Source organism: candidate division WOR-3 bacterium (assembly GCA_016926475.1).
Classification (GTDB): Bacteria; SDB-A; SDB-A; order SDB-A; family SDB-A; genus JAFGIG01.
The window spans coordinates 1-11,860 of sequence record JAFGON010000062.1 but is presented as its reverse complement, the minus strand read 5'-3'; the positions used below and the strand labels follow the sequence as shown (position 1 = coordinate 11,860).

The 11,860-nt window shown below is 41.4% G+C and carries 9 protein-coding genes; 2 read left to right on the top strand and 7 right to left on the bottom strand.

Annotated elements, in window-relative coordinates:
- Positions 1–814 precede the first annotated feature (814 nt).
- The 3 genes from JXA84_06355 to JXA84_06345 form a co-directional block, all read right to left on the bottom strand.
- Positions 815–1,183, bottom strand: a complete 369-nt coding sequence (locus tag JXA84_06355; protein ID MBN1150826.1) for a VOC family protein — start codon at positions 1,181–1,183, stop codon at positions 815–817.
- A 13-nt stretch (positions 1,184–1,196) separates the two neighbouring features.
- Entirely contained in the window at positions 1,197–1,598 is a 402-nt protein-coding gene (locus JXA84_06350; protein MBN1150825.1) for a hypothetical protein, read from the bottom strand.
- 119 nt (positions 1,599–1,717) lie between these two features.
- The gene (locus JXA84_06345; protein ID MBN1150824.1) at positions 1,718–2,257 is read right to left on the bottom strand and encodes a GrpB family protein; all 540 of its coding nucleotides are present in this window, start codon (positions 2,255–2,257) and stop codon (positions 1,718–1,720) included.
- Between the two features lie 585 nt (positions 2,258–2,842).
- On the opposite strand from JXA84_06345, the gene JXA84_06340 reads away from it, so the two are divergent.
- Positions 2,843–3,325, top strand: a complete 483-nt coding sequence (locus JXA84_06340; protein ID MBN1150823.1) for a GNAT family N-acetyltransferase — start codon at positions 2,843–2,845, stop codon at positions 3,323–3,325.
- 242 nt (positions 3,326–3,567) lie between these two features.
- Here the strand turns inward: JXA84_06340 and JXA84_06335 are convergent, their stop codons facing one another.
- The 4 genes from JXA84_06335 to dapF are packed head-to-tail and all read right to left on the bottom strand — an operon-like array spanning position 3,568 to position 10,468.
- A complete protein-coding gene (locus JXA84_06335; protein ID MBN1150822.1) occupies positions 3,568–7,170 on the bottom strand; it encodes a tetratricopeptide repeat protein in 3,603 nt (1,200 codons plus the stop codon).
- Positions 7,167–8,930: a cation:proton antiporter gene (locus tag JXA84_06330; GenBank protein MBN1150821.1), complete on the bottom strand. Its 1,764-nt coding sequence runs from the start codon at positions 8,928–8,930 to the stop codon at positions 7,167–7,169. The genes JXA84_06335 and JXA84_06330 overlap by 4 nt, the downstream gene beginning before the upstream one ends.
- Positions 8,923–9,660, bottom strand: a complete 738-nt coding sequence (locus JXA84_06325) for a tetratricopeptide repeat protein (protein MBN1150820.1) — start codon at positions 9,658–9,660, stop codon at positions 8,923–8,925. Before JXA84_06325 ends, JXA84_06330 begins: the two co-directional genes overlap by 8 nt.
- Positions 9,650–10,468 carry a diaminopimelate epimerase gene (dapF, locus tag JXA84_06320; protein MBN1150819.1) on the bottom strand — a complete coding sequence of 273 codons (819 nt, stop codon included), beginning with the start codon at positions 10,466–10,468 and terminating at the stop codon, positions 9,650–9,652. Before dapF ends, JXA84_06325 begins: the two co-directional genes overlap by 11 nt.
- Positions 10,469–10,687: 219 nt before the next feature.
- Here dapF and JXA84_06315 point away from each other — a divergent pair.
- A partial coding sequence (locus JXA84_06315) for a hypothetical protein (protein ID MBN1150818.1) occupies positions 10,688–11,860 on the top strand: 1,173 nt, incomplete at its 3' end.

Sequence of the window (11,860 nt, the reverse complement as noted above, 5' to 3'; positions counted from 1 at the left end):
TCTGACGGAGTTACTTCCGGCAACTACATAATGCTGCTGACTGTTCCTGGAAAAACGGTTTCTGAGAAGTTCTCGATAGTAAACTGATACAAGATGATTTAACAATAGGGGGCTTATAGCCCCCCCTTATCCATGGCAGAAAAATTACAGATATATGAAATAAGTTGATTTTCCGAATTCTTGGATTGTCTGCAATTTTATAGCTTCTGTCAGCTCTAATTTTCATGGCCATAGACATTTTTGTTTTAGAGCTATCAAAACCAAAATTCCGCATATTCCAATCTATATTCGACGTTCAATCAATAACTCTGTAACAAACCTGACGCAGTGGCAACTACTTGAAAACAAACATGCAAAGATCTATGGTAATTGCACATGCAATTATTGAAAACTGAAATGATTTTAGTGCATGAAAGTGAAATACTCGAAGAAACAAATAAGCAGATAAATGATTTGTTCCGTGCATTTTCACTTTGAAAACCAGCGTTACAAGCAGAAGATTATGCAAAGGTTCATGGAAATACGGCCAACAAATTTTATAAAATGATAAGATTGAAAATTGCTGAAATTTGTATGAAGAATATAAGGAGATTCAAAGGAGAAATTGAATTGGATGAGAGTTATTTTGGAGGAAAAAGGAAAGCAAATCGTGGTATGGGTGCAGGGAGTAAATAAATAGTAAATGGTATTTTAGAGCGGAATAGAAGAGTAAGAACAATTATTGTTAGAGATGCAAGTGCGGAAACTTTGATGAAATGAATTGAGATAAATACTTAAAAAAATATGTAATGATTTTCGTGTGCAATTATCTTAGCTATTTCTTAGAATGCAGGGCTAATTTATTTCCTTCGGTGTCTATAAATATCGCGAAATAACCTATTTCAGGGGATATCAATGTTTTGGGAACAACAACTTTTCCACCGGCAGATTCAATTCTTTCCAGTGTAGGTGCGAGGTCTTCCCCGCAGTTGAAGTAGACCAGCGTACCCTCATCAGAAGGTTCAAAACCCTCTGCTTTTGAAATGGCTCCTCCGATTCCGTCGCCTTCCATGGGAAGAAAACCCATCATTGTCCCCGCAAAATCCTCTTTTATCACTTCACCATTCAATATTCTTCCGTAGAATTCCGCAGCCCTGTCGAAATCATTCACCGGAATCTCGAACCAGTTGATAAGATCAGCCATTAAAACCTCCCTGTTACATGTCAAACTCGAAGAAGTACGCTTTTCCGTTTAAATTGTCGTACCAGTAATACTTGTGGTTACGGGCTCCGTCGGTCCAGGAGTATTTATCGAGTTCCGCAATCTTCTCCTTGTCCCACCATTCAAAATCGTCCTGCATGAAAAAGCCGTTGTCGGAATTCACGGTGTCAATGGTCAATCTATGCCTAATGATTATCTTCTCCGAAGTCGAGGGTAAACAGTCAAAGGCGAACATGTAGTCCCTATCGGCTCCAATCGCGTCGTCAAAACAGTATATGCTTCTTATGTCCGGGGTCAGATCGACCCCTATGAATTCTATAAATCTGCGTCTGTTGTTCTCGGTGTCAGGCGTGTCTGAGTCAAACACCGGAAACACCTTTTCGGCGACTTGGTCAATTCTTCCCGATGCATACTCTTTTATGGATTTGAAGCCCTTCTTAACATTACGGCCAATTCTGCCGCAGGCAAAAACCGATGCCGAGACGGTAAAGATCAAAATAATTGGATAAAATAATTTCATGCTTTCTTTTTTCCCTTTCTACTCAATTCGATGACCTCCGTGAAAAACCATCTGTATTCGTTTTCTTTCACTTCGATGTACTTTTCAAGGTTTTTTTCGCCATGTTTTGAAAGTATTTCAAGTTTGATGCTGTTGTATCTGTCCGCGTATTCCCTGTGTTTTTTTAAATAATCCCTGAACAGAAGATGATTGCTCAGTTCAACTGAATCTGAAGGGCAGATGTAAAGGTGATGCTCTATATTGTCGAAAATCTGGTGATTGTCGTCACCTGTTCTTTTGAATGCTTCCCTGCCGGGTATTCCCTGATCCCCGTTGTGATAATAACCGATTTTTCCGAGTTCGCTATTTGTCAATTCAAAAATATTCATGTCCCGTATCTCGATATCGATATCGATAACAGGTTTTGCCTTCATCCCTGGAATCGAAGTGCTTCCTATATGCTCAATCCTTACAAAGTTGCTTAAATGCTTTTCAAGTTCGACTCTTATCAGGCTGAACTGTTTTGGCCAATTCCGGGAGTATTCGATAATAACCATAAACAAGTCCTTTCAATTTTTTTCAGTTTTAAGATTATTTCAGACAAACAACAGAAGACTGACGGCCAGGACGACCATTCACGCTATGAATCCTTCTGTCGCAAGATGATGTTCACTGTACTCTTCCGCAGTCGGGAATAATTCGTCAAGCGATATATAAAACATTATTCCTTTGATTGTAATTTCTCTATCTTTGTTTAACGAATATCATGCCTACAACAATCCAAATGAAATCAAAAATCAAATGACTCCAGCACTTATAGATGTCCATGACATTGATTATATTCACTATAATGTAAACTTGGAATTATTTCCGAATAGAAGTTTTTTCTCTGAAAGCACGGAAATTGTATTTGAAAGCCGCATATATAACCTCGATTCAATTTTTTTCTGCCTTTAATTTTTACGGATGGACCATATAAACGGAATCTTCGAATGGGCATTCGAATAAATATTGATCACAATGCGTGGATTTTAATACGACTGCGCACACCAGAAACGAGTTTATATCAGTAAAAAATCGTTTTGTTTTTTTATTCTTGGTTATAAAATATAATTGGAATTATTCGATGCGAGGCTGTTATTATGAAAGAAATCCGCTGTCTTGAAACTCCCGGATCCGAACTCGTCCTCATGGTCTATGAATTCAGGCAGATCCTGGCAAAACTGAACAAATCACCTGTCGAATACACCATCAAAGACGCTTACGATGAAACCGCGCAGTATTTCACGGAAAACAGGACAGTCTTCGGTCTTTACGACGATGAAATGCTCATGGGTTTTTCGGTTCTGAAGTCCGAGGCCGAAACCCACTGGCTTGAATGGCTATTCGTAGACAGAAAATTCAGAGGTTTCGAAAACGCGTCAATGCTCTTCGACTTCACGGAGAATTACGCCAAAGAACATGGAGCGGATCAGCTCTATATATGGGTACACCCCGACAACCGTCAAATGCTGAGGTTCCTAAAGAAAAAAGGATACGACGTGTTGAACCTCATCGAGGTAAAAAAGACAAAACCTCAGACTTCCACAAAGATAAACCTCTTCGGCAACGAGTTAAAATATTGACTTTGTCTTTTGAGGTATAATCTCAAAGAAAGAACTGGTTTCTTTCAATCTTTTTTGAATTAAAAGATTTTGATTGAGCGAAAGTAAACAAATTTTCTAAACTTTATAAATCTAATGTTCACAAATTCTTAAACTGCGACCTCATATTTGAACCTGCTAAATAAGTTTATTTGGTGTTTTGTATAAGATCAGTTGTATAGATTGTTTGCTCCGGTCTCCATATTTGACCCTGTCAAATATGGTTAATAACCGTATTTTTCCCTGAAAAGTTTGACTTTGCCTTCTTTATCTCCGAGTTTCATCACGACATCGAGATACTTGGCTGCTTTGTTGAAAGAACCGCAGTCGGCGAAGAGGCAGGCTATGTTATAAGCTATGTCGCTTCTCAGAGCCGGATTCTGGATTCTCTCAGAGAGAGTAAATGCTTTTTCTAGGTAGTCGTGACTTTTAGAAAAATCGTTTATCCTTTTGTAGAGTTTTGCGATTTCAAACAATATTTCAGTCTCCGTCTCCAAATCTTCTCTTAATTCACAAAGTTTCAGAGCCTCGATAAAAGACTCCAAGGCTTCCTCGGGTTCGGACATTCTGTATTTCAAATCCCCGGTTTGAGCCAAGACTTTTATTTCCCATCTTATGCTTCCGATTTCCTTCGCGATTTCCATGGCCTCAACGGTGTATTTCAGAGCTTCGTTGAATTTGTCCTCGTGTTTTTTCATCTCGCTTATGTTGTAAAGACAATAAACTTCACCTTCTCTTGTGCCGGATTCTCTGAATATTTTCAGTGCTTCGTCAAAGTGTTTTTCAGCATCCGCTATTCTTCCCTTTATCGCCTGAAGATTTCCCAGGTTTATGTGAGCGGCTGCTTTTTCTTCGCTTAAACCGTTTTCACTGGCGATTTCAAAACTCTTGTCGAAGTGTTTCTCGGCTTCTTTGTATTTGTTCTGCTGAGCCAATATCGCTCCGATGTTCGACATAGCGAGAGCTTCAGAAGTTTTGTCTCCTGTTGCAACGGCTATTTCCTTCGCTTTTTCATAGCTTTCAAGAGCTTTTTCGAAATTCTTTTTTGTGGCGTAAAGAACTCCGAAATTTCCGAAAGTTCTGCTTTCTAATTTTTGACCCGCGATAATTTTTGAATACTCAAGCGCTCTTTCAAAACTGGCGAGTGCTTTGTCGAATTCTCCGTCTTTGAGAAAAACCGTGCCAAGTTCATTGTAGGCTTCAGCGAGAATGTCTGGATTCTTGCCGAATTTTTCTATAGCCCCTACTATTTTATCGTGGGCTTCCTTGAGCTGTCCTGTTTTTTTGAGTATTTTTCCGGTCATCAGTTCGTTTTCAGCCCATTTTAAATAGTCACCTATTTTCACGTAATACTTGGCGAGTTTTCCGCATATCCTCAGCGATTCTTTGTTCGCGTTTTTTTTAAGCATGATATTGACGTAGTCTTTCGCGTATTCTTCCCATTTAGACCACTGTTCGGCTTTCTCTGCTTGCTCGAGAAGAAGTTTTGTGTGTATTTCAATTTCTCTCGAAAGAATTTTTTGAGCTATCTCGAATATTTGACCGTGCAAAATCATTCTTTCTGAAGGCAGATAAAGCTGGTAAGCCGCTTCTCTGAGCATGGCGTGTCTGAACATATATATATTTTCGTAGTTTAGTTCTCTCGCGATGATTTGCCCTTGCTCGCCTTTGTCGAGAAAAAATTCAAGTTCGTCTTTGACACTCTCCTCAATGATACAGCGCAGTATTTCAACTAGGAACCGTTCTCCTATCACCGCCGCTTTTTTTATTATCTCTCTCAATTCGTAATCCATTGAATCAAGTCTCGCCGTCAGCAAGTCGTTGAGTGAATCCGGAAGTCTTTCGATTTTACCGTCAATCGTCATCGGTGAACCAGTGAGCATCTCTCTTTCTTTCAAAAAAATTATTGTCTGCTCGAGGAAAAAAGGATTACCCCCGGTGTTGTCGAGAAGATAATTTGTTGTCGGTTTGGAAGGTTCTTCCCCAGTTATTCCTTTGAACATGTCCGTAATCAGTTCTGGCGTCTCAAAAGAGCCGAGGACAATTTCCATTTCTTTGACTCTCCGGTCGAGATTTATTCTCGGTTTCCCTCCTTTTTCGTCAAATCTGGAAGTGCAGACAACTGCGAATGGATAATCCGGGACATTTCTAGTCAGCGCAGAAAGCCATTCGAGAGTCAGCTCGTCGATACTGTGAAGATCGTCGACAAATACAATTAAGGGTGATTTTTTTGAAAGGACTTTCACGAATTCCTTAAGTGAAAATATCTGGCTTTCTTTTTTCCTTTCTTCGTTCTGTTCTTCGTAGGTTTTGTCGCCCGGAGAAACGCCAATTATATCGGAAATAGCCCATGCTTTTTTCGCCGCTCCTGAAATGCCAAGCCCTTCGAGTTCTTGCGCAATATTTTTAGTTGTTAAATCTCTCCTGTCAGGATTCAAAAAATCGATAAGCCAAGTCGAGACAGGGAACCATGGATACCTTGCCGTCTCATCGCACTGAAGGTGCATAACAGAAATGTCGACTCCCTGAGCTTTATAATTCTCGATAAGCTCCCAGACAAGTCTGCTCTTCCCTATTCCGGCGTCTCCGTAAATATAGCAGACACCCGCGTTTGACTTTTCAACCGTTATTTTGTTTGTGAAATCTTCGAGCTTTTTAAGTTCATCTCTTCTTCCGACCATTTTGTATTTGAAAGAAAGTATTTTGGCGTTTTTCAATCCCGTGATTTCGTAAATTTTTTCGGGTTCCGATCTGCCCTTGAATTTCACTTCTCCCCTTTGAACAAATACAGCGGTTTTTTCAACTCTTTTTTTTACGCTATCCGAAACGAGGATTTCGTTTTCTTTACAGGAACTCATTATTCTCGCCGAAGTGTTGACCACGTTTCCCAAACAAGTCCACTCAAACCTCTCCGACCCGCCTGTTCTGCCGGCGTAAACAAGACCGCTGTCGACTCCGATTTTTAAAGAAGAAATCTGTTTTTTCAATTTTACGCAAAACCTTAGAGCGAGATCCTCCGGGTTCTCTCTCGCTTCAGGAGCCCCGAAAAGAACCAGAGCGAGAGTCCCTTTGTCTCCGAAATCAACTTTGTTTAAATACCCTCCGAATTCATCTGCGGTATTATATATACTTCTGATGACTTCGCTGGTATTGCCCCTCTCAGGTCTTACCAGGTTTACAAACACAGTCGTCGCGTGTCTCAATTCGCTTTTATTCCACGCGTTCAGAATTGATTGAGGTATAAATTTCAAAACGACATCATCGGGAATAGACCAGGCATCTTGAAAAGGTTCACCTGCATCCACTTCTCGTTTACCACTCCAGCCAATTTTTCCAGTTCCGGTATCTTCGATTTCTTTCAGAGCGTTTTCAATAGCGGATCCTGTGAAAATGTATGTGTTCAATTTTTTGTCAAGTTCAATTATTTCCCACTCGATTTCCCCCTGCCCCACTCCGCTTTTACATGTGAATGTCAGTTCTCCGATTTCAGTGTTTCTTCTGCCTTCCCTTTGAAAAAAATCCGTCAAAATAGACGCCGCCGAATACGCTCTGGATCCGTCGTCCTCAGGGAATATTGCCGTGAAGGCATCTCCAGCAAAAGTCGTTATGTGGCCTCTGTAGCCATGAACAGCTTTTACCGGCAAATCGAAAATCCACAAGAGCTGTTTTGAAATTTCCTCGGCGCCTTTATCCCCTTTTCTGAAGAACATTTCAGTCATCTTAGTGAAGCCGCCGAGGTCTACAAAAAGAGCCGAGCCTCTCGTCTTCCCATTCAATTCGTTTTTCGAGAACTTTTCAGAAATGAAAACTGGTAAAAAATTGTTCATGTTGCCACCGCGGGAAGAGAGGTCATAGCGTTTTTGATTTCTTCCGGCCCCATTCCTTTGAATCCCATTGTCTCTTTGCAAGTGAAAGCTATATAGGATAGGGCTCCCAAATGAAGTTCAGGCATTACGGTGGGCGAAATCAAAAGAATGATGATGTTTGCTCTGTGGGCTTTTTTACCCCACATCACGCCTTTTGAAGAAATCCCGAAAACTATTTTGGGTTTTTTCATGGCTCTCAGTCTGCAGTGAGGCAAAACGATTCCTTCCATCAGGATTGTCTCTTGCAGGGTCTCCCTTATGTTGGACGCGTCTATCACCGCGTTTTTATCCGGGAAAAAGCCTCTTTTTTCGCCTTCTATCGCGAGGGCTTCTATCGTTCCCTTTCTGTCGTTTTCATCTTCTAGGTCAACGTATGCTATATCGTCCCTGTTGAAACGGTGTCTTTTCGGCAGAATTTTTTCTCCTTTGACCACCTCAGCTTCTCCGATTACCCAGTTCTGCCATTTTTTTATGTACCTTTCGGTCAGAAAAACTCCGAATACGGAAAATATCACGAGCGACGGAATGACAATGTCCGCGACTGTCTGTCCCGGGCTTCCGAGAACACTCACAAGAAAAGCCGCTTCCACAGCGGCTACTCCATCTTGAGGGATCATTAGAGGAGGAACGCAATTTACAATTTTCGGTTCATTTTTCATAATTTTCAAAACAATTTTTACGCTTGTGTATTGACTCAAAGCTCTTATGATAACATATATCATAATCGGGACAAGAATCGGAGTGCTGAATTTGCTAAAATCTATTTCCGCTCCTATCAAAGCGAAAAAGAGCAGATTAAAAGCGGGCATTATGTTTTCAATCTTCATTGAATCAAAAATAAGCGAACCGGAAAAATTTGCTATCAAGGCTCCGGCTACGAGGACGGCGATGAGAAAAGGCAGATGCAGTAAAATGGATATTCCTGTTATCACCGTGACGATTCCGGCGACAGTAAGAAACATTTCCATGGACGGAGCAGGATGTTCTGTCAGAAGTTTCAGCATGAAAAAATCCGCTTTTCTCTTTTTTTCATCTTTGCTTATGCCGTGTATCAGAATCCAGAGAAAGACGAAAGCTGCCATTCCAATCAAAAAAGCCAAACCGATATCCTTGGTCGTTTTTAAAACAGAGATATCGGTTCCCGTCTGAGTTTTGATTTGGATAAGAACGGAAAATATAAAAATGGCGAAAAGGTCAACTATAGCCATGATGTTTCCGATTATGTTTCTTATATCTCCTTCTATTTCATACCTGTTCATTATTGCGAATATTATTGCCGGAGACTGCGCGATCGCTATTGACGCTATCAGTAAAGACAATAAAAGGTCTATTCCCGACTCTTGAACGATTTTTCCGTAGAAGAGAAAAGCCAGAAAAACCAAAGTGAATGTGAGCGCCACATTTGCTATAGAGACCCAAAAAACCCTCTTAAAAATCTTTTTCAGCCTCGTGAAGTGGAGTTCCTCTCCGATTCCAAAGGCTATTAGAGAAAGAAAGGCGAAAATTACGAATTGAAAAGAGATAAACTCCCTTGAATAAATTATCGCGACATCGTCTGAAATGTTCCTCAAAACGAGAATCGCCAGGGGCCCGATCACGATACCACCCATGATCTGTCCAATTATCTCGCTTATTCTGAGCCTTCTTGCGATTCTGCCCCCGAGGTTGCCGGCGAGAATTAAAAGACCGATCGTCAGTATGTGAAGCCCGTAACTATTCATTGTTCAATGAATACTCAATGGAATCCGCTTTAAAATAAAGTATTTTCGATCCTGCAGTGTCCCCGCCCTTTTCCAGCAGCATTGCGTAGGACCTCCAAAGGTCAGGGTTTTCCGGCTCCTTCTCCGTGAGTTCTCTGAAAAGCCTTTCGGCTTTCACGAGGTCCCTTTGTTCTTCGTTTACAGCCGCGAGAGAGTAAAGAAACCGAATATTATCGGGTTCTTTATCAAGAAGGTTTTCAAGTATGCTTTCGGCGTCGAAAAATTTTCTTCTCTCCTGGTACAAAAGGGCAAGGGAATATTTTAAATAGAGATCGGACGAGTCCGAGAGTACAGCCCTTTCAATATAGAACTCTGCCTTTTCCAGGTCTCCCGTTCTTCTGAAGACGTTGCCCATCGCCAGGTTACCGTTTGAGTTGAGAGAATCAGCTCTAAGACAGACAACAGACGCCCCGTAGGCTTCTTGAATTCTTCCCGACGCGTAAAGAGCTCTCGCGTAAAGCCCGTTTGCCTCAGGAGATTCGGGTCTTAACTCCACCGCTTTTTCGCTTTCCTTGAGAGCTTTATCCAGAAGCTCTCTCACCTCTTGTGAATCTTCGTAACCTGTCTTCAACCTGTTTACCCTCTCAAGATGAAAACCTGCGGAATCTATGAGTTCGTTGAAATCTGCTTTTTTTGAGCAAGAAATAAAAAGCGCCAAAAAAACAATTAGATCCAATATTTTATATTTCATCTCTTTCTCCTTGAAAGACTTCCTGTACAACGCCTTCTATGGTTATTTCCCCGTCTTCTTCTTCTGAAAGCGCAATCTCTCCGCCTTTTTGACGCGCTGTTGTTTTCTTTTCAATTTTCCCAAGTTTTCTGAGAACTGCGTATGCAGCCGCCGCTCCGGTTCCGCATGAAAGCGTCTCGCCTGCTCCTCTCTCAAAAACCCTCTGAAAAAAAAGATTTTTGTCAATGGTTTGTACAACTGAAACATTTATTCCGTCCGGAAAATATTTTTTTTCCATGACACAGTCGTGAAGCGAGATGAGGTCCGCCTTTTCTGCATTTTCGACCAAAGCTACAGCGTGAGGATTTCCCACGGACACGCAGTAAAAGAGTTTTTTTTCCGGGCAATTCAACATCAGAGGAAAAAATCTTTCTCTTTCAAAGAAATCAAAATCGGGTTTTGCTATAGAGACCTTTACAAGCGCTGAGTTTTTACCGTCAAAGTCAATGACGTTGCAATTTTTAACACCTGAATCGGTGAGGACCTTTAAGCTATTTCTTCTTTTTATTCTCTTGTAGAAATAAAGAACCGCTGAGCGCAAGCCGTTGCCGCACATCTGTGCCAATGACCCGTCGCTGTTGTAGATGCTCAGAAAAAAATCACACTCTTGATAGCTTTTTAGAACAAGCAGACCGTCGGCTCCAATTCCTTTTTTTCTCTCGCAAAATTTTCTTGCGGTCTCGTCAAGCACCATTCCATCGGCATTTTGCCCCTGAAGGTCGATTAGTATGTAGTCGTTGCCGGCAGCCTGGTATTTGAAAAAAATCACAAAAAACTCCCCATTGTAGAGTTTTAGCCCATAGAATCATTCTGCACGAAATCCAGCTGAATTTCAAGTTCAACCCGATTTAGATTCAAAAAATTTTAATTTTCTCCAAATAATGAAAAGGCACTATGATATAAGTTTTAAAAGATACTTATTGTTTTTGAAGAATTTAGTTTTACAATTACTATGGGTGGAAAAATAGCACTAAAAAGGAGGAAAAGCATGAAGAAAGTTGTGTTCTTTTTTACTTTTGCGATTTTTATTGCCGTGGCTATACAGGCTCAGATCGTTCAAGCATACTCAAAACCAGCCGTTATTAACGAAAACTTTTCAGTTGACGACGGGTCTATTGACAATCAAATATACCTCCAGAATCCCGGGGTCCGTTCCACTGTTATTGAAACCATTACCAGCTCTTCACAACCTCCTGTAGCCTATGCCCCTTTGTGGAGCGACGATCTTTTAGTCACAAACACCTGCCCAATCAACTATGTCAACACAAAACTGGCTTTCGATTATGATGTCAACGGATATGTCTATGTCTCTCTTCTCGCTGATCATGGGACAAGCGATACAATTTGGACATACCTCTCGACTGACATGGGTTATACATGGGTAAGGGGCTGGGAGCTGTGGTTTTATCCTACCGATGTGGATGTCATAAGCTACGACATGAGGATTCAGGCAAACGACGCAAATCCCTATATATATCAAGTTACCGTCTATGCTCATTCAGGCGACACATACGCAACTTACAGAAGAGTAAAAGCCGACAACTCTACATCTGATTGGTATGATTTCACTTCCTACAACGACATCAAATGGGTTGAAATGGATATAACAGATGAGGCTAACCCGCATATTTATGTAGTCTTCAACATCGCCGCTTCACCTTTCGGCCTTAGAAGAGCCGCTTCAGCAGACGGAGGCGCCAACTGGACCACCGGCAGTATTACAAGCACTCAGAAAACAGAGAGAGGATACGATATCTGCGCTGGACCCGGACCTTACGCTCACCTCGTATATAATTTCGTGACAGGCGATGTAATAAGAGTTTTCAGGTACACCAATTATTTCACCACTTCTCAGGGATTTTTATCAATAGGCACCGATGCCTACTTCAACTATCCGGTAATATCATCAGCAAGATACAATGCATGGCCGACAAACTTTATTCATGTTGTATATCAGTCTGGCGCGATAGACGATCCGACAACGAGATCCATGGAATACACTTCTTCCGACGGAGGACAAAACTGGTCAGGCGCGGGATTCTTTTTGCTTGGAGACGTCCACACAGTAATGCCTTTTGTAGCCTGCACGAGATACGGCACGAGCGACCAGTTCGTCGGTATAGCGACACAATACTGGACAGACGATGATTCGACGGCGATA

What these genes read in the sequence shown, in the direction of transcription:
- JXA84_06335 (MBN1150822.1), bottom strand. Translation starts at nt 7,170, where the DNA reads ATGAACAATTTTTTACCAGTTTTCATTTCTGAAAAGTTCTCGAAAAAC.
- JXA84_06340 (MBN1150823.1), top strand. Translation starts at nt 2,843, where the DNA reads ATGAAAGAAATCCGCTGTCTTGAAACTCCCGGATCCGAACTCGTCCTC.
- JXA84_06325 (MBN1150820.1), bottom strand. Translation starts at nt 9,660, where the DNA reads ATGAAATATAAAATATTGGATCTAATTGTTTTTTTGGCGCTTTTTATT.
- JXA84_06355 (MBN1150826.1), bottom strand. Translation starts at nt 1,183, where the DNA reads ATGGCTGATCTTATCAACTGGTTCGAGATTCCGGTGAATGATTTCGAC.
- JXA84_06330 (MBN1150821.1), bottom strand. Translation starts at nt 8,930, where the DNA reads ATGAATAGTTACGGGCTTCACATACTGACGATCGGTCTTTTAATTCTC.
- JXA84_06345 (MBN1150824.1), bottom strand. Translation starts at nt 2,257, where the DNA reads ATGGTTATTATCGAATACTCCCGGAATTGGCCAAAACAGTTCAGCCTG.